This is a genomic window from Roseibium sp. AWQ4_254 (genome assembly GCF_056161025.1).
In genome coordinates, this window is the sequence record NZ_JBSWYH010000004.1 from 175,079 (window position 1) to 199,316 (window position 24,238).

At 60.0% G+C, this 24,238-nt stretch carries 21 protein-coding genes; 5 read left to right on the forward strand and 16 right to left on the reverse strand.

All coding sequences use genetic code 11. The annotated features are described in order from the left end of the window. Positions 1-165: 165 nt before the first annotated feature. From ACXAIC_RS04695 to ACXAIC_RS04720, 6 genes are all read right to left on the reverse strand, one after another. Positions 166-573 (reverse strand): F0F1 ATP synthase subunit epsilon, encoded by a 408-nt coding sequence (locus ACXAIC_RS04695; protein WP_475174145.1) that lies wholly within the window; start codon positions 571-573, stop codon positions 166-168. A 94-nt stretch (positions 574-667) separates the two neighbouring features. Beyond that, positions 668-2,092, reverse strand: coding sequence for a F0F1 ATP synthase subunit beta (atpD, locus tag ACXAIC_RS04700; RefSeq protein ID WP_475174147.1), 1,425 nt, complete (start codon positions 2,090-2,092; stop codon positions 668-670). A gap of 125 nt (positions 2,093-2,217) precedes the next feature. After that, positions 2,218-3,102 (reverse strand): F0F1 ATP synthase subunit gamma, encoded by an 885-nt coding sequence (locus ACXAIC_RS04705; protein WP_475174149.1) that lies wholly within the window; start codon positions 3,100-3,102, stop codon positions 2,218-2,220. Between the two features lie 33 nt (positions 3,103-3,135). Beyond that, positions 3,136-4,665 carry a F0F1 ATP synthase subunit alpha gene (gene atpA / locus ACXAIC_RS04710; protein ID WP_475174150.1) on the reverse strand — a complete coding sequence of 510 codons (1,530 nt, stop codon included), beginning with the start codon at positions 4,663-4,665 and terminating at the stop codon, positions 3,136-3,138. Next, a complete protein-coding gene (locus ACXAIC_RS04715) occupies positions 4,665-5,225 on the reverse strand; it encodes a F0F1 ATP synthase subunit delta (RefSeq protein WP_475174152.1) in 561 nt (186 codons plus the stop codon). Before ACXAIC_RS04715 ends, atpA begins: the two co-directional genes overlap by 1 nt. 346 nt (positions 5,226-5,571) lie before the next feature. Then, positions 5,572-7,767, reverse strand: a complete 2,196-nt coding sequence (locus tag ACXAIC_RS04720; RefSeq protein WP_475174154.1) for a primosomal protein N' — start codon at positions 7,765-7,767, stop codon at positions 5,572-5,574. A 299-nt stretch (positions 7,768-8,066) separates the two neighbouring features. Between ACXAIC_RS04720 and fsa the strand changes: the two genes are divergently transcribed. After that, complete coding sequence (gene fsa, locus ACXAIC_RS04725) at positions 8,067-8,720, forward strand: fructose-6-phosphate aldolase (RefSeq protein ID WP_475174155.1); 654 nt, start codon at positions 8,067-8,069, stop codon at positions 8,718-8,720. 123 nt (positions 8,721-8,843) lie between these two features. Further along, positions 8,844-9,803: a tyrosine recombinase XerC gene (locus tag ACXAIC_RS04730; RefSeq protein ID WP_475174157.1), complete on the forward strand. Its 960-nt coding sequence runs from the start codon at positions 8,844-8,846 to the stop codon at positions 9,801-9,803. A 13-nt stretch (positions 9,804-9,816) separates the two neighbouring features. Here ACXAIC_RS04730 and ACXAIC_RS04735 read toward each other — a convergent pair whose 3' ends face one another. Then, positions 9,817-10,320, reverse strand: a complete 504-nt coding sequence (locus ACXAIC_RS04735) for a GNAT family N-acetyltransferase (protein ID WP_475174160.1) — start codon at positions 10,318-10,320, stop codon at positions 9,817-9,819. Positions 10,321-10,467: 147 nt separating this feature from the next. Between ACXAIC_RS04735 and ACXAIC_RS04740 the strand changes: the two genes are divergently transcribed. Next, positions 10,468-10,872, forward strand: a complete 405-nt coding sequence (locus ACXAIC_RS04740) for a serine/threonine protein kinase (RefSeq protein ID WP_475174163.1) — start codon at positions 10,468-10,470, stop codon at positions 10,870-10,872. A 124-nt stretch (positions 10,873-10,996) separates the two neighbouring features. Next, a complete protein-coding gene (locus ACXAIC_RS04745; protein ID WP_475174165.1) occupies positions 10,997-11,227 on the forward strand; it encodes a hypothetical protein in 231 nt (76 codons plus the stop codon). A 111-nt stretch (positions 11,228-11,338) separates the two neighbouring features. On the opposite strand, the gene ACXAIC_RS04750 is transcribed toward ACXAIC_RS04745, so the two are convergent. After that, positions 11,339-11,983: a cation efflux transmembrane domain-containing protein gene (locus ACXAIC_RS04750; protein ID WP_475174167.1), complete on the reverse strand. Its 645-nt coding sequence runs from the start codon at positions 11,981-11,983 to the stop codon at positions 11,339-11,341. 81 nt (positions 11,984-12,064) lie between these two features. On the opposite strand from ACXAIC_RS04750, the gene ACXAIC_RS04755 reads away from it, so the two are divergent. Then, positions 12,065-12,493, forward strand: coding sequence for a MerR family transcriptional regulator (locus ACXAIC_RS04755; protein ID WP_475174173.1), 429 nt, complete (start codon positions 12,065-12,067; stop codon positions 12,491-12,493). Between the two features lie 2 nt (positions 12,494-12,495). Here ACXAIC_RS04755 and ACXAIC_RS04760 read toward each other — a convergent pair whose 3' ends face one another. The 8 genes from ACXAIC_RS04760 to sucC all read right to left on the reverse strand — a co-directional run bounded on the left by ACXAIC_RS04760 (position 12,496) and on the right by sucC (position 24,199). Continuing rightward, positions 12,496-13,983, reverse strand: coding sequence for a hypothetical protein (locus tag ACXAIC_RS04760; RefSeq protein ID WP_475174175.1), 1,488 nt, complete (start codon positions 13,981-13,983; stop codon positions 12,496-12,498). A 321-nt stretch (positions 13,984-14,304) separates the two neighbouring features. Further along, entirely contained in the window at positions 14,305-15,708 is a 1,404-nt protein-coding gene (gene lpdA, locus ACXAIC_RS04765; protein WP_475174178.1) for a dihydrolipoyl dehydrogenase, read from the reverse strand. 44 nt (positions 15,709-15,752) lie between these two features. Further along, a complete protein-coding gene (locus tag ACXAIC_RS04770) occupies positions 15,753-16,511 on the reverse strand; it encodes an SDR family oxidoreductase (RefSeq protein ID WP_475174181.1) in 759 nt (252 codons plus the stop codon). 50 nt (positions 16,512-16,561) lie between these two features. Next, complete coding sequence (locus tag ACXAIC_RS04775) at positions 16,562-17,176, reverse strand: LysE family translocator (protein ID WP_475174184.1); 615 nt, start codon at positions 17,174-17,176, stop codon at positions 16,562-16,564. Positions 17,177-17,321: 145 nt separating this feature from the next. Continuing rightward, on the reverse strand, positions 17,322-18,833 hold the full coding sequence (gene odhB / locus ACXAIC_RS04780) for a 2-oxoglutarate dehydrogenase complex dihydrolipoyllysine-residue succinyltransferase (protein ID WP_475174186.1): 1,512 nt from the start codon (positions 18,831-18,833) through the stop codon (positions 17,322-17,324). Positions 18,834-18,903: 70 nt separating this feature from the next. Beyond that, positions 18,904-21,891 (reverse strand): 2-oxoglutarate dehydrogenase E1 component, encoded by a 2,988-nt coding sequence (locus tag ACXAIC_RS04785; protein ID WP_475174187.1) that lies wholly within the window; start codon positions 21,889-21,891, stop codon positions 18,904-18,906. 200 nt (positions 21,892-22,091) lie between these two features. After that, positions 22,092-23,000, reverse strand: a complete 909-nt coding sequence (sucD, locus tag ACXAIC_RS04790) for a succinate--CoA ligase subunit alpha (protein WP_475174190.1) — start codon at positions 22,998-23,000, stop codon at positions 22,092-22,094. Beyond that, positions 23,000-24,199 carry an ADP-forming succinate--CoA ligase subunit beta gene (gene sucC / locus ACXAIC_RS04795; protein WP_475174191.1) on the reverse strand — a complete coding sequence of 400 codons (1,200 nt, stop codon included), beginning with the start codon at positions 24,197-24,199 and terminating at the stop codon, positions 23,000-23,002. Before sucC ends, sucD begins: the two co-directional genes overlap by 1 nt. Between the last annotated feature and the right edge of the window lie 39 nt (positions 24,200-24,238).

The window sequence follows — 24,238 nt, forward strand, 5'->3', positions numbered from 1 at the left end:
TCATTTATTTTAATTAATTTAGTTAATGAAATATTACAACTCCGTAATTCCCTTGTTACGCGCAATAGGATCTGCGTAAGTTGTTGAAATAATAGACATAAAAAAAACACCGCCTTGATGAAGGCGGTGTTCTGGAGAGCTATAAAAAGGACTTTGTAAGCTGGCTTAAGCCGCTTTCAGAGCTTCGGCAACGTCTTTCAGGCGCGCCAGGGTACGGTCAGCCTTCTGTTTCGCTGCGTCGTCCTTGGCATCGGCCGCATCTTCCTCGGCGTCGCGGATCGCCTGATCAAGCTGGTCCTTGCTGATCTCGGAGACCGGCACGGCCTGCTCGGCCAGAACCGTCAGACCACCGCCTGCCACATCGGCAAAACCGCCACGGACGAAATATTCGGTCCAGGTGCCTGCATCGGCCCGGACCTTCAAAATGCCCGGCGCGATGCTGGACATGAACGGGCTGTGGTCCTTCAGAACGCCAAATTCGCCTTCGGCGCCCGGAACGACAACCTCGGCGACCTGTTCGGACAGGAGCTGGCGCTCCGGCGACACCAACTCAAACTGGAAAAGTTCGGCCATTTGGCGGCTTCCTTGTCAGTCACGTTTCAGATGGCTGCGCCATCAGACTTGAAGAGACCGGACACCCTCCGGGCGTCCGGTCCTGCTGGCCAGATCAGGCAGCTTCCGCAGCCAGTTTCTGTGCTTTCTCAATGGCTTCTTCCATGGAGCCAACCATGTAGAAGGCAGCTTCCGGCAGATGGTCATATTCACCTTCCACCAGACCCTTGAAGCCCTTGATGGTATCTTCCAGAGCCACAAGCTTGCCCGGGGACCCGGTGAAGACTTCTGCCACGAAGAACGGCTGGGACAGGAAGCGCTCGATCTTGCGGGCGCGGGCAACGGTGAGTTTGTCTTCTTCAGACAATTCGTCCATGCCCAGGATGGCGATGATGTCCTGCAGAGCCTTGTAGCGCTGCAGCGTGCCCTGCACGGCGCGCGCCGTGTTGTAGTGCTCTTCACCGATGATGCGGGCGTCCAGCATGCGGGACGTGGAGTCCAGCGGGTCCACAGCCGGGTAGATGCCTTTTTCAGCGATCGAGCGGTTCAGAACGGTCGTAGCATCCAGGTGGGCGAAGGTCGAAGCCGGCGCCGGGTCGGTCAAGTCATCGGCCGGAACGTAAACGGCCTGAACGGACGTGATCGACCCCTTGGTCGTGGTCGTGATCCGTTCCTGCATCGCGCCCATGTCGGTCGCCAGGGTCGGCTGATAGCCCACAGCGGACGGGATACGGCCGAGAAGCGCGGACACTTCGGACCCGGCCTGGGTGAAGCGGAAGATGTTGTCCACGAAGAACAGCACGTCCTGGCCCTGGTCACGGAAATGCTCGGCGACCGTCAGACCGGTCAAAGCAACACGGGCACGGGCTCCGGGAGGCTCGTTCATCTGGCCGTAGACGAGCGCCGCCTTGGAGCCCTCACCGCCGCCTTCCTTGTTCACGCCGGATTCAATCATTTCCCAGTAAAGGTCGTTGCCTTCACGGGTCCGCTCGCCCACACCGGCAAACACGGAGTAACCGCCATGCGCCTTGGCAACGTTGTTGATCAGCTCCATGATGAGAACGGTCTTGCCGACACCGGCACCGCCGAACAGGCCGATCTTGCCGCCCTTTGCGTAAGGCGCCAGAAGGTCGACGACCTTGATGCCCGTCACCAGGATTTCAGCTTCCGTGGACTGTTCGATGAAGGTCGGAGCTTCCTGGTGGATGCCGCGCTTGTCTTCATGCGGAATGTCGCCCGCTTCGTCCACCGGCTCCCCGATGACGTTCATGATGCGGCCCAGGGTGCCGTCGCCGACCGGAACGGCGATCGGTGCGCCGGTGTCGACCACGTCCTGACCGCGCACCAGACCTTCGGTGGAGTCCATGGCGATGGTGCGCACCGTGTTTTCGCCGAGGTGCTGGGCAACCTCAAGCACCAGGCGCACACCCTGATTGTCTACTTCAAGAGCGTTCAGGATCAACGGCAGGTGGTCATCGAACTTGACGTCGACAACGGCGCCGATGACCTGGGTGACCCGTCCGACCTGTTTGTCAGCCATATCCCTAATCCTCGTCTCGATCCCGTTTGATCAACCTGTTTCCTGAGCTTTCATGAGGAAACAGCCGGTTGATCGACATTAATACCAGTCTGGCAGTCTGCGCCCTTTACCGGGCGCAGACTGCTCTAGAGCGCTTCGGCGCCCGAGATGATTTCAATCAGTTCCGTCGTAATCTGGGCCTGACGCTGGCGGTTGTAGTTGATCGTCAGCTTGTCGATCATCTCGCCTGCGTTGCGGGTCGCGTTGTCCATGGCGGACATGCGCGCGCCCTGCTCAGAAGCAGCATTTTCCAGAAGCGCCCGGAAAATCTGAACGGAAATGTTGCGCGGCAGAAGATCCTCAAGGATCTCCGTCTCATCCGGCTCATATTCGTAAACCGCCTGCGCGCCGCTGGCCTGCTCGCCCTCTCCGGCCTCAAAATGAGCCGGGATCAACTGCTGAGCCGTCGGATCCTGCGCAATGACCGACTTGAAGGTCGAATAGAACAGGGTGCAGACATCGAACTCGCCATCGGCGAACATCGAAAGGACATCCCGGCCGATTTCATCGGCATTGGCATAACCCACATTCTTAACGCTGCGCAGATCGACTGTCTTGATCACATGCTGGCCGAATTCGCGCTTCAACGCATCGAAGCCCTTCTTGCCAACACACATGATCTTTACGGTCTTGCCGTCCGCGATCAGGCTGCGGGCCTTCTCACGGGCCAGCTTGGCAATGTTGGTGTTGAAGCCCCCGCACAGTCCGCGCTCGGCCGTAGCAACCACCAGGAGATGCACCTGGTCCCTGCCCGTCCCGGACATCAGCTTCGGAGCATCGTCGCGGCCCTCAAAAGCCACCGCGAGATTGGCCAGCACGGCGTCCATGCGTTCCGCATAGGGGCGCGCGGCCTCCGCAGCTTCCTGGGCACGACGCAGTTTCGCCGCGGCCACCATCTGCATGGCCTTGGTGATTTTCTGCGTCGCCTTAACGGAAGCGATGCGGTTTCGTAAGTCCTTCAGGCTCGGCATGGCCGCCCCTGCTCCTTATCCCGGCGTGTGGTCTCAGGCGAAGTTCTTGGCGAACGCGTCGATGGCCGCTTTCAGCTTGGCCGTCAGGTCGTCGTCCAGAGCCTTCTTCTCCCAGATGGCGTTCAGCAAATCCTGGTGCTCGCCACGCAGGAACAGCAGCAGGCCTTCTTCGAAGTCCTTCACCCGGTCCACCGGATAGGTGTCGAGATACCCGTTCACACCGGCATAGATGACCGCGACCTGCTCTTCCGTCTTCAGCGGTGAGAATTGCGGCTGCTTCAGGAGTTCGGTCAGGCGGGCGCCACGGTTCAGCAGACGCTGGGTGGTGGCATCAAGGTCAGAGCCGAACTGGGCAAAGGCAGCCATTTCGCGGTACTGGGCAAGTTCCCCCTTAATCGGACCGGCAACCTGCTTCATGGCCTTGATCTGGGCGGACGAGCCTACGCGGGACACCGACAGGCCAACATTCACGGCCGGGCGGATACCCTGGTAGAAGAGGTCCGTTTCCAGAAAGATCTGACCGTCGGTGATCGAGATCACGTTTGTCGGGATAAACGCCGACACGTCGTTGCCCTGGGTCTCGATGACCGGAAGCGCCGTGAGGGATCCTTTGCCGTGATCCTCATTGAGCTTCGCGGCGCGCTCCAACAGGCGGGAGTGCAGGTAGAAGACGTCGCCCGGGAAAGCTTCACGTCCCGGCGGGCGGCGCAGCAAGAGGGACATCTGACGATAGGCCACGGCCTGTTTGGTCAGATCGTCATAGCCGATCACAGCATGCATCGAATTGTCGCGGAAGAACTCACCCATCGCACAGCCCGCAAAAGGTGCCAGGAACTGCAACGGGGCGGCATCGGAAGCGGTCGCGGCCACGACGATGGAATATTCCAGCGCACCGGCATCTTCCAGGGTCTTCACGAACTGGGCAACGGTCGACCGCTTCTGGCCGACAGCCACATAGATGCAGTACAGCTTCACATCTTCGTCGTCGGACTTGTGCAGCGGCGCCTGGTTCAGGAACGTATCCAGAATGATTGCGGTCTTGCCGGTCTGGCGGTCGCCAATCACAAGCTCACGCTGGCCACGGCCAACCGGAATCAGCGCATCAATTGCCTTCAGGCCGGTTGACATCGGCTCATGCACGGATTTGCGCGGCAGGATGCCTGGTGCCTTCACGTCCACACGGCGCTTTTCGGTGGCCTCAATCGGGCCATTGCCGTCCAGCGGGTTGCCGAGCGGGTCAACAACGCGGCCCAGAAGGCCTTTGCCGACCGGCACTTCCACGATGGCTCCGGTCCGCTTGACGGTGTCGCCTTCCTTGATGTCACGGTCGGAGCCGAAGATCACGACGCCGACATTGTCGGATTCCAGGTTCAGGGCCATGCCCTTGATGCCACCCGGGAATTCAACCATTTCACCGGCCTGGACCTTGTCCAGACCATACACACGGGCGATACCGTCACCGACGGAGAGCACCTGACCAACTTCAGAAACTTCGGCTTCCTGGCCAAAGCTCTTGATCTGGTCCTTGAGGATTGCGGAGATTTCCGCGGCCCGAATATCCATCAGCCGACCTCTTTCATCGCGAACTTGAGTGAATTGAGCTTGGTACGCAGAGACGTGTCGACCATGCGGGACCCGACTTTGACCACAAGGCCGCCGATCAGGGCAGGATCAACCTTCGCTGCGATGTTTACGGTTTTGCCCGTTGAAGCCGAGAGAGCCTCTTTCAGGGCAGCGACATGCTCGTCGGACAGGGCGGCTGCGGAGGTGACCTCTGCAGTTTCCTCACCGCGCTTGTCTGCAAGCAGCGCGCGGAATGCCTTGATCATGTCGGGAAGAACGAAGAGGCGCCGGTTGCGGGCGGCCAGCTTCACAAAATTTGCGGCAAGACCTGAGATGCCTGCCTTGTCAAGAAGTGCTGTGAGCGCCGCAAGCTGCTCTTCTGCACTGAATGCCGGGCTTCTCACGAGACGGACGAGATCCTCACTTTCAGCATACATGCCTTCGAAAGCAGTCAGATCCCGTTCCACGTCAGCCGTGACGCCATCGCCTTCCGCAAGGTCGAGAAGGGCGGACGCGTAACGCTGTGCCACACCGGATACGAGAGATACGTTATCAGTCACCAGGTCCGTGCTCTCTGACGTTTTTTCAAGCCCACGGAACGGCAATCGCCCGCAAAACTTTGAAAATAATGATCTTTTTCAAGGTCAGAAGGTATGACGGTTAAGCCGATCCCCCCAAAGCCGCGCCTCAATTAGCACAGGGTTTCACCGTGTGCAACTTCGCCAAAAGACTGTTCTGGCCGATTTTTGGGAGTTTTTTGCAGCCCACGCCTCAAATCCCCTTTGCGGGCCTGCCGCCCTGGCTGCGAAATCGCGCCAAACTTCGCCAGAAAGCCCGTGTCTTTCCAGCTTGCAGCCCTCAAAACCGAGCGGTGGGACACCTGATTCCGTAGCGTTCAAACCGGTTTTACAAAAAATGCTGCGGGTCGATGTCGACCTGAACCCGCAGACCTTTAGACGGCTTCGGACCTGCGCTGAGCCAATGGCGCAAATAGGACTGAAGATCGAATTGGCGTGGGGCCATGGCAAGCAGCCTGTATCTATGCCGTCCCCGGACCATGGCTAGGGCGGCTTCCGCCGGCCCCAGCAAGGTGACCGCCGGATCATGCGGCGCCGCCCGCGCCAGGGCCCTGGAAAACCCTTCGGCAAAGCCCTTGTCCGGCCCGGACACCACCAAGGCGGCCAACCGTCCAAATGGCGGCAGGCCGGCCGCGCGCCTGGCCTCGACTTCCGCCTGATAGAAGGCCTTCTTGTCTTCCGACAGAAGAGCCTTGATGACCGGATGCTCTGCGTTATAGGTCTGCAAATAACCGACACCGCCGCCGGTGACCCGGCCTGCGCGGCCGGTCACCTGCCCCAGCAATTGAAACGTCTTTTCCGCCGCGCGCGGATCCCCATGGGCCAGGCCCAGATCCGCATCGATGACACCGACCAGTTTCATTTTCGGGAAGTTATGCCCCTTGGCCACCAGCTGGGTGCCGATGACGATGTCGGCACCGCCCTCTTCCACGATCTTCATTTCCCGTTTCAGCCGTTCCGGCCCTCCGGGCAGGTCGGAGGACAGGACCAGCGTGCGCGCCTGGGGAAAAAGATCGGAGACCTCCTCCGCCACCCGCTCAACCCCGGGACCGCAGGCCACCAGACTGTCCTTGCTCTGGCAGGACGGGCAGCTTTGGGGCACCGGCTCCACATGGCCGCAATGGTGGCAAACGAGCTTCTTCTGAAAGCGGTGCTCCACCAGCCAGGCGCTGCAATGCGAACATTGAAACCGGTGGCCACAGGTCCGGCACAGGGTCAGCGGCGCATAGCCGCGCCGGTTCAAGAAAAGCAGGGACTGGTCGCCAGCCGCAAACGTCTCCTTGATCGCATGGACCAGCTGCGGCGCCAGCCAGCGCCCCCGCTCCGGACCGTCCATGCGCATGTCGATGGCCTTCAAATCCGGCAGCTCCGCCCCGGAGGCCCGCTCCGGTAATTCAACCAGGCTGTAGCGGCCCGTTTCCGCATTGACATGGCTTTCAACAGAAGGGGTTGCGGACGCCAGAACAACAGGAAACCTGGAAATATGACCGCGCACCACTGCCATGTCCCGGGCCGAATAGGGCACCCGGTCATCCTGCTTGAAGGCCGCATCATGTTCTTCATCAACAATGATGAGCCCCAGCTCGCGGAAGGGCAGGAACAAGGCCGATCTGGCGCCGATCACCACCCGCACATCGCCGGAAGCGACACCACGCCAGACCCGCGCCCGGGTTTTTGGCGTGATTTCAGAATGCCACTCAGCGGGATAGACCCCGAACCGCTGTTCGAACCTGCGCAGGAACTGCTCGGTCAAGGCAATTTCCGGGATCAGGACCAGCGCCTGCTGGTCCCGGCGCAGAGCTTCTGCAATCGCCTCGAAATAGACCTCGGTCTTGCCCGACCCTGTCACGCCATCAATCAGCGACACGCCTGCGCCTGCGTCAAAACTGCGGATCAGGCTTCCGGCGGCCGCCTGCTGGGCTGGCGTCAAGTCTTTCTTCGCAAAATCGATCTGAGGCCTGGGCGGCGGCGGGGCCGCAGGCATGGAGATCACCTCCAGCACCTGTTGCTGGATCAAACCGTCAATCACGGAAGCCGACACCCCGGCCGCATGGGCCAGGCCGCTTTTGGTCCAGGCCATGCCGTCCGCCATCGTCTCCAGCACTTTCCGGCGCGCCGCCGTCTGCCGGTCCGGCTCAGCCCCTTCGATCCGGCGCACTCCGGGCACCGGCGCTTCCGGCGCCAGGGCCTCTTCTGAGCGCAGCACCATGCGCAGCACCATGCCGGGCGCGCCGAGGGTCCAGTTGGCCACCCAGTCGACAAACCGGCGCAGATCCTTATCCAGCGGCGGCGTCTCCTGATAGATGCGGGAAATCGTTTTCAGCTTTTGCGGGTTGATCGCCGCATCCGGCTCAATGTCCCAAACGGCCCCGATAACTTCACGGGGCCCTAGCGGCACCTTGACTATTGTCCCCGGAACCACCGTCTGGCCGGCCGGCACTTTATACGTATAGGCTCCCGCAATGGCGACGGGCACCAGCACGCTGGCAATCGTTTCCTGAGGATCGGGATCGTCAAACAGCACGGATTTTCAGGTCTCCAAAATGTCAGGGCAGGTCCCGGTGCCATCCGGCAGGCTGGTTTCATAATCCGGCGCAGGTTTGCCCGGCAAGGACCAGCAATCAAGCCCTGCGGCATTTGCGGGACGCACCACAGGAATTTCATCCACCGGAGAATCAGGGGTTCTTCTTGTCATCATCCTAGGGTAAAGAGAGCGCGGCTCACCGCGCAAATTTTTGCTTCCGCCTGACCGGGCAAGACCGGCAGACGGCAGCAGACCGGACGGGTGCTTTGATACGGGTGCCTTACAAGGAGTAGACAGGCATGAAATTCTTCGTCGACACGGCCGACACCGCCGAAATCCAGGAACTGGAAGCCACCGGTCTCCTTGACGGCGTCACCACCAATCCGTCCCTGATTGCCAAGTCGGGCCGCGATTTCAAGGAAGTGATTGCCGAGATCTGCGAGATCACAGACGGTGATGTTTCGGCTGAAGTGGCCGCCACCGATTTCGACACCATGATGAAAGAAGCCGAAGTGCTTCAGGCACTTGCCGACAATGTGGTCATCAAGTTGCCGTTGACCTTCGACGGACTGAAAGCCTGCAAGCTGCTGACGGAAGACGGCACCAAGACGAATGTTACCTTGTGCTTCTCCGCGAACCAGGCCCTTCTGGCGGCCAAGGCTGGCGCGACCTACATCTCGCCGTTCATCGGGCGCCTTGACGACATGAACATCGACGGCCTGGAACTGATCCGCGAAATCCGCGTGATCTATGACAATTACGGCTTTGATACCGAGATCCTGGCCGCCTCGATCCGCACCGCCAATCATGTGAAGGAATGCGCGATCATCGGCGCAGATGTGGCAACGGTCCCACCAGCGACCCTGAAGGGCCTCGTTAAGCACCCCCTCACAGACAAGGGCCTGGACGCCTTCCTGGCCGATTGGGCCAAGACCGGGCAGAGCATTCTTTAAGTCCGTCATCAGACCAACAGAACAGGATCGGCCCGGACCATATCCGGGCCGTTTTTTGTGGGCAGTCTTACTATGGTGGGCCGGTTAACCAATCGGTACAGGCCGGTGTCCTAAACTCCCCTCATGAGCCCGACCGCATCCGACATGTCCAATCTTCTTGTGACCGCCCAACCGGACCTGAACCACCGGATAGGATTGTGGCTGGATCATCTGTCGGATGAACGCCGTTTGTCGGACAAGACGCTGCTCGCCTATGACCGGGACCTGCGGCAGTTTCTGCGCTTCCTGACCATGCATCTCGGCGGTGCCCCCGGTCTGAAAGACATTGCTGCACTCCGGCCTGCCGATTTCAGGGGGTTTCTGGCGTCCCGCCGCAGACAAGGGGTGCAAAGCCGGTCACTTGCCAGGGGGCTTGCCGGTATCCGCTCGTTCCTGAAGTTTCTGGAGCGGCGCGGCGAGGTGAATGCGGCTGCCTCCGATGCGGTGCGACCGCCGCGCCAGGCCCGCTCGCTGCCCAAGCCGGTGTCGGCCAAGGATGCACTGGACGTGACCAGCGGCGATCTGGCCCTGGAAAGCGAGACCTGGATTGAAGCGCGCAATGCCGCAGTGCTGACCTTGCTCTATGGCTGTGGCCTGCGGATCTCCGAGGCGCTTTCGCTGACCGGACGCATGGCGCCAACGCCTGGCACAAAGACCCTGCGCATTCTCGGCAAAGGCCGCAAGGAGCGCATCGTGCCGATCCTGCCCGCCGTCTGCGAGGCCATTGCCCTTTACCTCAAACATTGCCCCTATGCGGTCTCTGCGGACGGGCCGCTGTTCCTGGGTGCTCGGGGCGGAGCGCTCAACCCGCGCATGATCCAGCTGGCCATGGAAAAGCTCCGCGGCGCGCTCGGCCTGCCCGACACTGCGACCCCGCATGCCCTGCGCCATTCCTTTGCCACGCATCTTCTGGCCGGTGGCGGGGATCTGCGCACCATTCAGGAGCTGCTCGGTCATGCAAGCCTCTCCTCGACACAGATTTATACTGAAATCGATTCCGCCCACTTGCTGGCCGCCTATGACAAGGCGCATCCGAGACGATAAGGAGCTGCGGGTCTCAGTCAGGCCGTGGCAGCGCATAAACAGAGCGGATCTCGCCATCGGGGAAGGTTTCGCGCGCAATCTCCCGGCCGTTCAGCTTCTGCACCAGTTTTTTCGCGGCGATATTGCTGTCCTTCATATGGGTTTCCACAAGCGCCCAGCCATATTGGTCATAAGCATGGCGGATGGCGGCGCGCGAGGCGTCCACGGCAATACCCCGGCCCCGCGCTTGCGGCAGCAACCACCAGGTCAGTTCGCGCCGTGGCCACCCCTGCGGCCAGACAAAGCCACAGCCGCCGACCGGATCGCCACTGTCTTTCAGGACAATCATCCATATGCCATAGCCGCGCAACTGCCAGTGCCCCAGATGTGCCGCCAGACCCCGCCAGGCTTGGTCGGCCCGCAACGGACCGCCATAAAAGCGCGAGGCGTCCGGATCGGAAAAAAACGACTTGTAAACCTCAAAGTCGCTATGCTCTGGCGGGCGCAGCACAAGCTGCTCCGTGGTGAGTGAGTGCATGACCGGGACACTTTCGATTGAATGCGAATCGCTAAAGGCGAATATTCCATCGGCAAGTATATAAAATACCTGCAACCGGATCCCGCAGAGGACCGGAAAAAGCGCCTCGGACAGGCACCGCAAGCAAGCTTTCGCTGGAGACCTTCAATGCGTATCGTGATCCTTGCAGCCAGCCTGTTCTTCCTCCTTGTGGCCCCCTCCCAGGCCGAACGCATCTATTGCCCGCTTCCCGAAGACGGGGTCTGGGTCAATCCGGAGGCCAAGCCCAAGGAAATCAGCCGGGTGGAAGTGCGCAGCAAATGTGAGAACGAGCGGGTTTACATCAAGGTCCGGGCGTTTACCGCCTGTATTCCACGGGACTGCAAATGGGGCTGGACCGATGCGGAGCTGCGTTCAGACGGCGCGATCGTCGTTCTTCTGATCGGCTTCCTGAGCAGCAAAAAGATCACGCTCAGAGCTTTCGGCGACGTTCTGGATACCCATGTCGTCAACGTAATCAACGACTTGTCAGAGCCAAATACGCAACAAACCTTTAACCTTAACCGCCAGTGAAGCACTGATCTTAACCTTGGTATCAATCTTCACCCGGTTTTTCCTTGCCGGATTTCAGTTTTGCTTTACCTTTATCAGTGTCGCTACAGTACCCCGCGACATTCGATGGAGGCTTAAGATGCGCATGACCAGCACTTTTACGGCAGTCCTCGCCCTGAGCGCCTTTGCCATTGCTCCGGCAACTGCGTGCCCATGGGACAAAACTGCCAAGGCCGACAAGAACATGACCGTTGCGGAAACGGCTCCAGTTCCAAACGTCGAAACGGACATTTCCATCGCGACCAATGACCTCAGTCAGGCGGTCGTGGAGGAACAGACCATTCTGCAGGCGCCTTCCGGGCCGCCTGCCGAGTAATCCAAGTTTCTAACGCTCCAATCCATTGACCGCTGCTTCGGCAGCGGTTCTTTTTTGTGCCTCTCAAAAAGACACTGTCAGATCGGCCCCGATGGGATGATCTCCTGGTCTTCAAGCGCCTTCAAGAGGCGCCGGATGATCGGCCTTGTACCGGTATTCCTTTCGTCCCTGACCGAGAATCTGGAGCGCGGAGGAGAGGAACAATGCTGCCATTAGGCCTGCCACGATGAGATCCGGCCAGGCCGTTGCCGTGCCCCATACGCCCATGGCCGCAGCCATCACTGCCACATTGCCGATGGCGTCATTGCGCGAGCAGAGCCAGACAGAGCGCACATTGGCATCCCCGTCCTTGTAGCGCATCAACAGCACCACGCTGGCCAGATTGACCGCAAGGGCGAGAAAACCGATGGATCCCATGACTGCGGCCTGGGGCACGCCCAGGACAAAAACCTGATAGAACGTGGAACCGGCGACCCATGCCCCCATCAAGAGCAGACTGACCCCTTTGGCCAGAGCAGCCGTTGCCCGGGTTTTCAGCGAGGTCCCAATCACCGCAAGGGATACCCCGTAGGTCAGCGCATCGCCGAAGAAATCCAGGGCATCCGCCTGCAGCGCTTTTGAGCCGACAGCCTGACCGGCAGCCATCTCCACTGCGAACATGACCGCATTCAAGCCAATCACCAGCCACAAACGGCGGCGGTAGTCCCTGGACATTCCATCAAATGACCCGTGGGATTTTGCGCAGCAGGCGCCCATGTCCGTCTCCTTGAAACATCTTGATTTCCTGTCTGCCAGGCCTTCTAATCCCTATAGTGGCTAGAGGTTCAAGAGGCTTTTATGGATTTTTCAATCGGAGACTTGTCGAAACAGACCGGAGTGAAGGTCCCCACGATCCGCTATTATGAAAAAGAAGGCCTGATTGACACGCCTGTGCGGACCGAAGGCAACCAGCGGCGCTACCGGGAGGCAGACCGGGACCGGCTCGGCTTTATCAAACATTGCCGGGATCTCGGCCTGCCTATGCCAGCTGTCCGGGAGCTGATTGACCTTTCCCGGCACCCAGATATGCCGTGCCAGGAGGCAGACCGCATTGCGCTCGATCAGCTGGTGGCGGTGCGGGCACGTATTGCCTATCTGAAAAAGCTGGAAGCCGAACTTGAGCGCATCGCAGCCAGCTGCAAGGGCACACACACCATGACAGATTGCAACGTGCTCAAGGCCTTCGGCGATCACAGCTTGTGCCGCCATAACCACAACAAAACCTGAGGTCAGGACCCTTCGGGAAGCTGAATGGTGCGGCCTGTTGAATAGTCCTTCAATTGCACACTGCCGCCGGTGCGCTCAAGCCGCAGCATGGTCCAGCCTTCGGCCGGAAGCCGGCAGGACTGGCGGCCCATGACACAGGGCAACTGCGGGGTATGCCGGTAGCTGATACCGCCGGCCTTGACCGCATCGGCAATGGCCGTATGCCCCTTGAGATATCCGAACAAGGTATAGGGGCTGAGATACCAGACCTCCCCAGGGTTCAGTTCGCTCAGTTTTTCGGCCCGGGCAAGGGGAAACTTGCGTCCCCATGTCCAGGCAATTGCATCGCGGGTCTGATGGTCCAGATAGTGATGCGCCATGGTTTCATCGATGAACACGCGCTTGTGGGCCGCGACATCATGCTGATAATCCTTGAGCGCAAGGTCCCGGCCCGGGGCGGTGCCGGACAGCAGGTAAAACAGCAGGAAGTTGGCTGACACCACGAGGATAACCAGACCGTAAATCCCATAGGCGAGCGCCTGGAAGCGCTTTGCCGTGACCGCATCAAGCGCCACCAGAAAGACGGCACTGGCCGCAAGGTTCCTGGCCAGTGCCTTGTCATGCAGGAACGCTCCCAGCCCCTGCCCTGCCGCCAGCATCAGGCAAAGCAGCGCTGCCGCACGCGACCACCTTGTGAGGATCAGTCCTGTCGCGGCAAAAATCCCAGCCCGGAGCAGCGCCTCGTCATTGATGCCGTGCCCGGTTGACCTCGCCGCATGAAAGACAAGCTGATCAAAAAAGTCGCGATACTGAAACTCAATGCTGAGCGAAAAGACCAACAGGCCCAGAAGGAGGGCGATCCCATTTTCAAGAACGAAGCGGCCAAACCCGAGCTTGCGGGAATAAAGCTGCCACAAATCATGCGCCAAGATAGCGCCGAGGCTCCAGGCGAAGACAGCCGGTGAGGCCAAGGGTGCAAACGCAAGCATAAATTTGCCGAGCGTTCTGACACCGGAGACCCTTAGCTCTGTTTCTCCGTGATCCTGCAAGCGGGCCGCGAGAAACAGCATAAACAGGCCAAACATCCAAAAAATACAGGCGGTGGTCTCGAGCCGAAAACCTGCCACCACATACATTGGCGCGAAGAGCAGGGGGGCCATTATGGCCGCTTTGGGCAACCGGATTGCCAGACACAAGCCTGAAAAGGCAAGGGCGGTCGATAAAAAACACGCATACTCATAGGCAATCACTGTCAGCCTGCTGACGCCGAAAAGTTCCAGGAACAAGCCGGACAGGATCAGATGGAACCGGGTGTAGAGATGATAATTCTCCAGCCCTGGAAACTGTATGGCCAGCAACGGATTGATATGCTCACCTGTGGCTGCATATTCCGTGGCCCAGGGCACAAAGAACAGGTCATCTATATTGGCAATCGTATGGCTCGGCCAGAAGAACACCAAGGCTGATCCGATACAGAACAGCCCCCAAAGACCCGCCATGTGTGCGGTCATACGTCCGTTTGATTTCATGTGCATTGCGCGCCCCACGCATCTTTAAAGAACTGCCATGGCCCCTTGGCCAAAGAGGCTGAAAAAGGACAAGCCGTTTTAGCGGTCTATCGCATTGGATGACTTCCGGCAAAAGGAGACTTTCAAAGCGAAGGTAGATCCCGCTTAAACGCCAGGAAAGTACAACTGGAACCGATCTGATCACCTCCGTCGAAAGACCTGAGTCTGATGGCTTCCGTTCGCTTTCCCTTTACAAGGCAAAGGCGCTGCAAGCCAGAGACGTGCAGCGCCTTTCAAGACATTCCGATCCGCGAGGACCGAAGATCAGGAATGGATCGGCTTGGCGAAAGTGGCCAGGGCGGCTTCCTTGACCGCTTCCGACATGGTCGGGTGCGCGTGGCAGGTGCGGCCGAGATCTTCAGACGAGCCGCCGAATTCCATCAGAACCGACGCTTCGTGGATCATTTCCCCGGCGCCGAAGCCGACAATGTGAACGCCGAGCACCCGGTCGGTCTTTGCATCGGCCAGAACCTTGGCAAAGCCGTCGGTCTGGTTCATGGCACGGGCCCGGCCATTGGCGGAGAAGTTGAACTTGCCGGTCTTGTACTCAACCCCGGCTGCTTTCAGCTCTTCTTCCGTTTTGCCGACTGAGGCCACTTCCGGATGGGTGTAGACGACACCCGGAATGACGTCGTAATTCACGTGACCGGCCTGCCCTGCAAGGATTTCGGCAATGGCAACGCCTTCATCCTCGGCCTTGTGCGCCAGCATCGGACCGGCGACCACGTCGCCGATCGCATAGATCCCGTCCACGTTGGTCTTGTAGTGGGCGTCGATCTGCACCCGGCCGCGCTCATCAAGTGCCACACCGGCGGTCTCCAGGCCGAGCCCTTCCGTATAAGGCCGGCGGCCGATGGCAACCAGAACGATGTCGGCTTCGATGACGTCCGGCTCACCGCCCTTGGCCGGCTCCACCGTGACAGCCAGGCCCTTGCCCTTCTTCGCAACGCCGGTGACCTTGGAAGACAACTTGAAGTCCATGCCCTGTTTTTTCAGCATGCGCTGGAAATTCTTGGAGACGTCCCCGTCCATCGGCCCGAGGATCTTGTCCATGAATTCCACCACGGTTACCTGGGAGCCCAGACGGTTCCAGACAGACCCCAGTTCCAGACCGATGACACCGCCACCGACGACCACAAGCTTGCCCGGCACCTTTTCCAGCTCCAATGCGCCGGTGGAGGACACGATCTGCTTTTCATCGATCTCAACGCCCGGCAGCGGCATGACATCCGAGCCGGTGGCGATCACGATGTTCTTCGTCTCCAGAACACTGGACGTGCCGTCTTCGGCGGCAACTTCCACCTTGCCCGGTCCCTGGATCTTGCCGGTGCCGGTGTGAACATCGATCTTGTTCTTCTTCATCAGGAAGGCGACGCCGCTGACATTGGCATCAACCACATCGCTTTTGTGTTTCATCATGCCCGGCAGATCGACCTTGGGCTTGGATACCTTGATGCCGATTTTCTCAAATCCGTGGCTGGCTTCCTCGAACATTTCGGAGGCATAGAGCAAGGCCTTGGAGGGAATGCAGCCAATATTGAGACAGGTTCCTCCAAGGGTAGAACGTTTTTCCACCACCGCGGTTTTCAGGCCCAGCTGGGCCGCCTTGATCGCGCAGACATAGCCCCCCGGGCCGGTTCCGATGACGACAAGATCATATTGGGACATTTTAGGTCGCCTTTGCCTCTTTTGTTTCTAATCCAGTTTCTGAATTACGGGAGTATCGCCCGCCCGCCGCTCACATCCAGAATGGCTCCGGTTGTGTAGCTGGACTGGCTGGACATGAGCCAGACAATCGCGTCGGCCACTTCCTCGGCGGTTCCGGCGCGTTTCATGGGTAACTTGCTTTCCATTTGCGCAACCCGGTCAGGCTGGCCGCCGGACGCATGAATGTCCGTATCGATGATGCCGGGCCGGACCGCATTCACGCGGATGCCCTCGCCAGCCACTTCCAGTGCGAGACCAACCGTCATGGTATCGATGGCCCCCTTGGAGGCGGCATAGTCGACATATTGCGCAGGCGAACCGATCTTGGAGGAGGCTGAGCCCAGATTGACGATGCTGCCGCCGGTCCCGCCATGGCGGGCCGACATGCGCCGCACCGCTTCCCGGGCGCAGAGAAACGAGCCCGTCAGGTTGATGCTGAAGATCCGGGTCAGACGCTCCAGGCTCATGTCTTCCACACGAACCGCCTCATCGACCACACCGGCATTGTTGACGAGCCCGGTCAACGGGCCGTGTTTGTCCGCCTCTTCAAAAAGCCGCAGCACATCAGCCTCTGAGCCGACATTGCCCTGAACAGCAATGGCCTTGCCGCCCCGGCCTTCCACACCGGATACGACCTCTGCCGCCGCAGCCGCATTGGACGCGTAATTGACCAGGACCGTTGTTCCGGGCGCGGCGAGTTTCAGGCACACACTGGCGCCAATTCCCCGGCTGCCGCCGGTTACAATGACAACCTTCTCAGACATGCGCTCCCCGGCCCTTTTTTGATATGGGTCTGATCACCTGCCGTCTCCTCTCAGCGATCCGCCAGGGCCAGACGCAGACCAAAACCTGCAAAGGTGGCCGCAATGGTCCGCCGCATCCAGACCAGCACCGTCTCGCTTTTGAGAACATGATCCCCCAGAAGCGAGGCAAACAGGCCATAGACCACAAAAACGACAAAGGTCATCGCCATGAAGACCGCTCCGAGCATGGCCATGTCGAGGGCCGGATTGGCTGCGGCCGGACTGATAAATTGCGGCAGGAAGGCCAGAAAAAAAGCGCTCAGTTTCGGGTTTAGAATATTGATCAGAAAACCGGTCCGCGCCGTCGCCGCCAGGGAGCGACCTGCCTGCCGGTCCTCTTTCAGGTCCAGCGCACCCCGGTTCTTCAAGGTCTGCCAGGCGAGATAGAGCAGATAGGCAACGCCCGCAAACTTGACCGCCTGAAACACCAGCGCACTGGTGTGCAACAGGGCCGCCAGGCCAATGATGGCGGCCAGAATGGCCGGAATGATGCCGAGGGTGCAGCCGAAAGCCGCCGCAACTGAGGCCCGCCGCCCGCCTCCGAGCCCGACTGCAACCGTGTAGACAACGCCGGTTCCGGGAACCAGCACCACGATCAAGGCGGTCATCAGAAATTCCAGGCTCATGATCCGGCGCCCCCCTGGGTTGCACGTTTCAGATCCGCTGGAGCAGTCCGTTCAGATCAGAGCCTGTGGACTGCACCAACATTTTGTCATTTGGCAATTCCGCATCCGAACCCGGGATCCGCTTTTGCCGGAACTGCCCTGCGGATCAAAGATCCAGGACCAGACGCTGCGGGTCTTCCAGACTTTCCTTGACCCGGACCAGGAAGGTCACGGCTTCCTTGCCGTCAACGATCCGGTGGTCATAGGAGAGCGCAAGATACATCATCGGGCGGATCACCACCTGGCCGTTCACAGCCATCGGGCGTTCCTGGATCTTGTGCATGCCCAAAATACCCGATTGCGGGGCATTCAGGATCGGAGAGGACATCAGCGAGCCATAGACACCGCCATTGGAGATGGTGAAGGTGCCGCCGGTCATGTCGGCCATGCCCAGCTTGCCGTCCCGGGCCTTGCGGCCGAGATTGCCGATTTCCTGCTCGACTTCGGCAATCGACATCTGGTCGGCATCGCGCACGACCGGAACCACAAGGCCCTTGTCGGTGCCGACAGCCACGCCGATATGGCAGAAATTCTTGTAGATAATGTCCGTGCCGTCGATCTCGGCATTCACCGCCGGGATCTCTTTCAGCGCATGGGTCACCGCCTTGGTGAAAAAGCCCATGAAGCCGAGCTTGACGCCGTGCTTCTTCTCAAACAGCTCCTTGTACTGCTTGCGCAGCTCCATGACCGGGCCCATGTCCACCTCGTTGTAGGTGGTCAGCATGGCGGCCGAGTTCTGGGCGTCTTTCAGGCGGCGCGCAATGGTCTGGCGCAGCTTGGTCATACGCACACGCTCTTCGCGCACTTCGTCTTCCGCTGCGACCGGGCCGCGCAGCGCCGGTGCCGGAGCAGACGCGGAGGCCGTTGCGCCGGACGCAATTGCGTTGATCACGTCTTCCTTCAGAACCTGACCGCGTTTGCCGGACCCGGCGACCTGGCCGGCAGACAGGTTTTTCTCCGCCATCATCTTGGAGGCGGAGGGCGCCGGTGGCATAGCCGAGCCGCTTGCAGCCGGTGCTGCAGCAGCAGGGGCCGGTGCGCTGGCCGCGGCCGGTGCGGCGCTTGCTGCGGCACCGGACGGATCGATCTGACAGAGCAGGACACCCGGCTCGACGGTTGCTCCCGTCTCCGCAGCGATCTTCACAACCGTGCCGCCAACCGGTGCGGGCACTTCCTGCGCCGCCTTGTCGGTTTCCAGTTCAACCAGAGTGTCATCCGCCTTGACCACATCGCCAACCTTGACGCTCCACTCGCCGACTTCAGCTTCAGTCACCGATTCGCCTGCGCTTGGGGTCAACACATCGACCAGGGCGGCCTTGGCTGCCGGAGCAGCCTCCTTGGCCGGTTCTTTCTTGGCCGGCGCGGCAGCTGCGGCACCCGCGCCTTCTGCGATCTGGCCGAGAAGGGCGCCGACTTCAACCGTATCGCCTTCCTTGACCACGATGCTTTCCAGGGTTCCGGCGGTCGGCGCCGGCACTTCCACCGTCACCTTGTCGGTTTCGAGCTCTACCAGCGGCTCGTCCTGGCTGACGGCGTCGCCCGGTTTCTTGAACCATTGCGCGATAGTTGCTTCGGAAACGGATTCACCCAAAGTGGGCACGCGGATTTCGGTTGCCATGGTCGCCTTCTCTTAAAATTACCCGGCCAATTTTTGAAAGAGGGCCCGAAGGCCCTCCAGAAAGATGTACTCAGTTCCCCAGAGCTTCTTCTAGGAATGCCTGCAACTGAGCCAGATGTACGGACATCAATCCCGTTGCGGTGGACGCCATTGCGGAGCGGCCGGCATAACGCGGGCGCTTGTGTTTGGCATCGATCTGCTCCAGGACCCATTCAATATAGGATTCAACGAAGAACCAGCTGCCCATGTTCTTCGGCTCTTCCTGACACCAGACCATCTCGGCCTGCGGGAAGCGGGCCAGTTCAAGCATCAAAGCCTTTTTCGGGAACGGATAAAGCTGTTCCACGCGCAGCAGGTAGACATCGTTGATGCCGCGTTTTTCGCGCTCTTCGAGCAGGTCGTAATAGACCTTGCCCGAACACATCACGACCCGGCGGATCTTGTCGTCGGCCACCAGTTTGCCTTCGGAATTGAGGTTCGGCCCCCAATCATCCCACAACAGCCGGTGGAACGTTGTGTCCGGCCCCAGTTCGTCGAGCTTGGACACCGCTTTCTTGTGACGCAGAAGCGATTTCGGCGTCATCAGGATCAGCGGCTTGCGGATGTCTCGGCGCAGCTGGCGGCGCAGGATGTGGAAGTAATTGGACGGGGTCGAACAGTTCGCCACCTGCATATTGTCTTCCGCACACAGCTGCAGATAACGCTCCAGCCGGGCAGACGAGTGTTCGGGCCCCTGACCTTCATAGCCATGGGGCAGCAGGCAGACCAAGCCGGACATGCGCAGCCATTTGCGCTCCCCGGAGGAGATGAACTGGTCAAACAGGACCTGGGCGCCGTTGGCGAAATCCCCGAACTGGGCTTCCCACAAGGTCAGCGCGCGCGGCTCTGCCAGCGAATAGCCGTATTCGAAGCCAAGCACGGCCTCTTCCGACAGCATGGAGTTGATGACTTCATAGCGCTGCTGCCCTTCGCCCACATGGTTGAGCGGAATATAGCGGCTTTCGTCTTCCTGATCATAGAGCACGGAATGGCGCTGGGAGAAGGTGCCGCGCTCGCAGTCCTGGCCGGACAGGCGCACCGGATGGCCTTCTTTCAGCAGCGAGCCGAAGGCCATCGCCTCGGCGGTGGCCCAGTCGATGCCCTCGCCCGTCTCGATCATGCGCTCCCGGTGGTTCATGAAGCGCGCAATTGTGCGGTGGATGTTGAAGCCGTCCGGCACATGGGTCAGTGCCCGGCCGAGATTCTTCAACTCGTCGATCGGCAGACCGGTTTCGCCCCGGCGCGGATCTTCCTCGTCATCGGCGCGTTTCATCCCGGCCCATTTGCCGTCCAGCCAGTCGGCCTTGTTCGGCTTGAATGCCTGGCCCGCCTCGAATTCGCCATCCAGGTGCTTGCGCCAGTCGGCCTTCATCTGGTCAACGTCTTCCTGGCCGAGCACGCCTTCCTTGATCAGGCGCTCCGAGTAGCGCTGCAGCGTCGTCGCGTGCTTGCGGATCTTGCGGTACATGATCGGCTGCGTGAACGCCGGCTCATCGCCTTCATTGTGGCCGAAGCGGCGATAGCAGATCATGTCGATCACCACCGGACGATGGAAGGTCTGGCGGTATTCGATGGCGATCTTGGCCGCGAAGACAACCGCTTCCGGGTCGTCCGCATTCACATGGAAAATCGGCGCCTCGATCACCTTGGCCATATCAGACGGATAGGGCGAGGAGCGGGAGAAGCGCGGATTGGTGGTGAAGCCGATCTGGTTGTTGATGATCACATGGACCGAGCCGCCGGTGCGGTGGCCGCGCAGCGCGGACAGGCCAAAACACTCGGCAACCACCCCCTGGCCCGCAAAGGCCGCATCGCCATGCAGCAGCAGCGGCAGAACCGTACCCCGGTCGATCTCGGTCGTATCAATGAACGACCCGTCCTGTGCAGCTGCCAGCTGATCCTGCTTTGCGCGTGCCTTGCCCAGCACCACCGGATTGACGATTTCCAGGTGGGAGGGGTTGGCCGTCAGGGACAGGTGAACATTGTTGCCGTCAAAGGTGCGGTCAGCGGACGCGCCCAGGTGGTATTTCACATCGCCAGAGCCTTCCACCTCGTCGGGCGCATAGGAGCCGCCCTTGAATTCGTGGAAGATGGCCCGGTGCGGCTTGCCCATAACCTGAGACAGAACGTTCAGGCGGCCCCGGTGAGCCATGCCGAACACAATCTCTTTCAGGCCCATCTGGCCACCGCGCTTGATGATCTGTTCCAGAGCCGGGATCAGCGCTTCCCCGCCATCCAGGCCGAAACGTTTGGTTCCGGTGTATTTGACGTCAAGAAACTTCTCGAAGCCTTCGGCCTCGATCAGCTTGTTCATGATTGCCTTCTTGCCTTCAGAGGTAAAGGCAACCTGCTTGTCCGGACCTTCGATGCGTTCCTGAATCCAGGCCTTTGCCGCCGGGTCGGAAATATGCATGAACTCGACGCCAAGCGTCGAGCAGTAGGTCCGTTTCAGAATATCCAGCATCTCCCGGATGGTGGCATATTCCAGACCCAGAACATGGTCGATGAAGATCCTGCGGTCCCAGTCAGCTTCCGTAAAGCCGTAGGACGAGGGGTGCAGTTCCTCGTGATCGCCCTTGCCGGCCAGTCCGAGAGGATCAAGATCCGCATGCAGATGGCCGCGCATGCGGTAGGCGCGGATCATCATCAGCGCCCGGACCGAATCCCGGGTAGCCTGATGGACCTCGGCGTCGGACATCGGCGCGCCTTTGGCTTCGGCCTTCTTTTTCAGCTTGTCGCCGAGCTTCTGCTCGATCGGGCCCCAGTTGCCGTCAAAGGCGTTGACGAGATCGCCATTGGCTTCGATCGGCCAATCCGCGCGTTTCCAAGGAGCCCCGCGGGCTTCCTTCAGAACCGCGTCTTTCTCGTCCTGAAAGGCTGCAAAGAAATCCCGCCAGTCGGCATCGACCGAATTCGGATCGGTCTTGTACTGCGCGTAGAGATCTTCGATATAGGCTGCGTTGGCGCCGTAAAGCAACGACGTCAGTGCGAATACGTTGTTCGCTTCCTGCCGTGCCATGTCCTTTAGCGGAGGGCTGCTCCGCCCTTTTCGTTTTGGCGGGTCGGCAAAAGACCCGCGGCCGGTTCCCTACAATGGCCGGTAAAATCTCCGGCCCCGCGAAAATGGTTACGGCACCCGGGGCGCCGCAACCCATCCTGTCATCATGCAATAGGAAACGTAAACAGTTTCCGTCGCAAAAGGCACATAATCCTCTGCCCTTAGCCCTTCAAGACTTCCAGAAGCGTCTCGCCGAGTTTAGCCGGAGACGGTGACACCTTGATGCCCGCTTCTTCCATGGCCGCGATCTTGTCTTCAGCGCCGCCCTTGCCGCCGGAAATCACGGCACCGGCATGGCCCATGGTGCGGCCCGGAGGTGCCGTGCGGCCCGCAATGAAGCCTGCCATCGGCTTGCTGCGGCCCTTCTTGGCCTCGTCCTTGAGGAACTGGGCCGCTTCTTCTTCCGCAGAGCCACCGATTTCCCCGATCATGATGATGGACTGGGTCTCATCATCAGCCAGGAACATTTCCAGCACGTCGATGAATTCCGTTCCCTTGACGGGGTCACCGCCGATGCCGACAGCCGTTGTCTGGCCGAGGCCGGCATTGGAGGTCTGGAAGACCGCCTCATAGGTCAGCGTGCCGGAGCGGGAGACCACACCGACCGAGCCCTTCTTGAAGATGGAGCCCGGCATGATGCCGATCTTGCACTCTTCCGGGGTCAGAATGCCCGGGCAGTTCGGGCCGAGCAGGCGGGAGTTGGATTTCTCCAGCTTGGCCTTCACCTTGACCATGTCGGCCACCGGAATGCCTTCGGTAATGCAGACGATGAACGGAACTTCCGCCTCAATCGCCTCGATAATGGCAGCGCCTGCGCCTGCCGGCGGAACGTAGATCACGGACGCATCGGCCCCGGTGGCTTCCTTGGCTTCGCCGACAGAGGCGAAGATCGGCAGCTCGGCGGCGCTTTCCAGACCGGAGGACCAGGATTCGCCGCCCTTTTTCGGGTGCACCCCGGCCACCATCCTGGTGCCGTAATATTCAAGCGCCTGTTCCGTATGGAACGTACCGGTCTTGCCGGTCAGGCCCTGAACGATGATTTTTGTGTCTTTATTGACGAGGATGGACATTACGCGTCCCCCTTCACGGCTTTCACGATTTTCTGGGCAGCGTCGTCGAGATCGTCAGCGGCGATCACGTTCAGACCGCTTTCGTTGATGATCTTTTTGCCAAGCTCAACATTGGTGCCTTCCAGGCGCACAACGAGCGGAACCTGCAACCCGACATCCTTGACGGCTGCAACAACGCCCTCCGCGATCACGTCGCAACGCATGATGCCACCGAAAATGTTGACCAGGATGCCCTTCACGTTCGGATCGGACGTGATGATCTTGAAGGCGGCCGTCACCTTCTCCTTGGAGGCACCACCACCCACATCAAGGAAATTGGCCGGCTCGGCGCCATAGAGCTTGATGATGTCCATAGTGGCCATGGCCAGGCCCGCGCCGTTCACCATGCAGCCAATATCGCCATCAAGGGCAACATAGGCGAGGTCGTATTTGGACGCTTCGATTTCCTTGGCGTCCTCTTCCGTTTCATCGCGCAGGGCCATGATGTCGTCATGGCGGAACAGCGCATTGCCGTCGAAGGAGACCTTGGCGTCCAGAACGCGCAGGTGACCGTCCTTCATAACGATGAGCGGGTTGACTTCCAGCAAGGCCATGTCTTTTTCGACAAATGCCTTGTGCAGGATCGGGAACAGCGTCTTGCCGTCTTCAGCAGCCGCACCGGTCAGCTCCAGGGCCTCGCACAGCTTGGCAGCATCGGCTTCGGTGACACCGGTGTCCGGGTCAATCGGCAAGGTGATGATCTTTTCCGGGGTCTCTTCGGCAACGGCTTCAATGTCCATGCCGCCTTCGGTAGAGACGACGAAGGCCGGACGGCCGACGCTGCGGTCCACCAGAATGGAGAGATAGAGCTCACGCTCGATATCAGCACCATCTTCGATATAGAGACGGTTGACAACCTTGCCTGAGTCACCGGTCTGCTTGGTGACCAGGGTGTTGCCGAGCATTTCCTTGGCGTGGGCCGTCACTTCTTCCAGCGAGAAGGCCAGGCGGACACCGCCCTTGGCATCTTCGGAAAGTTCCTTGAACTTGCCCTTGCCGCGCCCGCCGGCGTGGATCTGGGATTTGACGACCCAGAGCGGTCCGGGCAACTTCTTGGCTGCCGCTTCCGCTTCATCAGCGGAAAAAATCGCCACACCTTCGGCGACCGGAGCACCAAACTCCTTGAGGACCGCCTTGGCCTGATATTCATGAATGTTCATGTGTTTCCCCGTTGTCGGAGGACCGGCCCTTCATGGATG

Coding starts and splice junctions, on each gene's coding strand:
- ACXAIC_RS04695 (WP_475174145.1), bottom strand. CDS start 573: ATGGCCGAACTTTTCCAGTTTGAGTTGGTGTCGCCGGAGCGCCAGCTC.
- atpD (WP_475174147.1), bottom strand. CDS start 2,092: ATGGCTGACAAACAGGTCGGACGGGTCACCCAGGTCATCGGCGCCGTT.
- ACXAIC_RS04705 (WP_475174149.1), bottom strand. CDS start 3,102: ATGCCGAGCCTGAAGGACTTACGAAACCGCATCGCTTCCGTTAAGGCG.
- atpA (WP_475174150.1), bottom strand. CDS start 4,665: ATGGATATTCGGGCCGCGGAAATCTCCGCAATCCTCAAGGACCAGATC.
- fsa (WP_475174155.1), top strand. CDS start 8,067: ATGAAATTCTTCGTCGACACGGCCGACACCGCCGAAATCCAGGAACTG.
- ACXAIC_RS04730 (WP_475174157.1), top strand. CDS start 8,844: ATGAGCCCGACCGCATCCGACATGTCCAATCTTCTTGTGACCGCCCAA.
- ACXAIC_RS04735 (WP_475174160.1), bottom strand. CDS start 10,320: ATGCACTCACTCACCACGGAGCAGCTTGTGCTGCGCCCGCCAGAGCAT.
- ACXAIC_RS04740 (WP_475174163.1), top strand. CDS start 10,468: ATGCGTATCGTGATCCTTGCAGCCAGCCTGTTCTTCCTCCTTGTGGCC.
- ACXAIC_RS04745 (WP_475174165.1), top strand. CDS start 10,997: ATGACCAGCACTTTTACGGCAGTCCTCGCCCTGAGCGCCTTTGCCATT.
- ACXAIC_RS04750 (WP_475174167.1), bottom strand. CDS start 11,983: ATGGGCGCCTGCTGCGCAAAATCCCACGGGTCATTTGATGGAATGTCC.
- ACXAIC_RS04755 (WP_475174173.1), top strand. CDS start 12,065: ATGGATTTTTCAATCGGAGACTTGTCGAAACAGACCGGAGTGAAGGTC.
- ACXAIC_RS04760 (WP_475174175.1), bottom strand. CDS start 13,983: ATGACCGCACACATGGCGGGTCTTTGGGGGCTGTTCTGTATCGGATCA.
- lpdA (WP_475174178.1), bottom strand. CDS start 15,708: ATGTCCCAATATGATCTTGTCGTCATCGGAACCGGCCCGGGGGGCTAT.
- ACXAIC_RS04770 (WP_475174181.1), bottom strand. CDS start 16,511: ATGTCTGAGAAGGTTGTCATTGTAACCGGCGGCAGCCGGGGAATTGGC.
- ACXAIC_RS04775 (WP_475174184.1), bottom strand. CDS start 17,176: ATGAGCCTGGAATTTCTGATGACCGCCTTGATCGTGGTGCTGGTTCCC.
- odhB (WP_475174186.1), bottom strand. CDS start 18,833: ATGGCAACCGAAATCCGCGTGCCCACTTTGGGTGAATCCGTTTCCGAA.
- ACXAIC_RS04785 (WP_475174187.1), bottom strand. CDS start 21,891: ATGGCACGGCAGGAAGCGAACAACGTATTCGCACTGACGTCGTTGCTT.
- sucD (WP_475174190.1), bottom strand. CDS start 23,000: ATGTCCATCCTCGTCAATAAAGACACAAAAATCATCGTTCAGGGCCTG.
- sucC (WP_475174191.1), bottom strand. CDS start 24,199: ATGAACATTCATGAATATCAGGCCAAGGCGGTCCTCAAGGAGTTTGGT.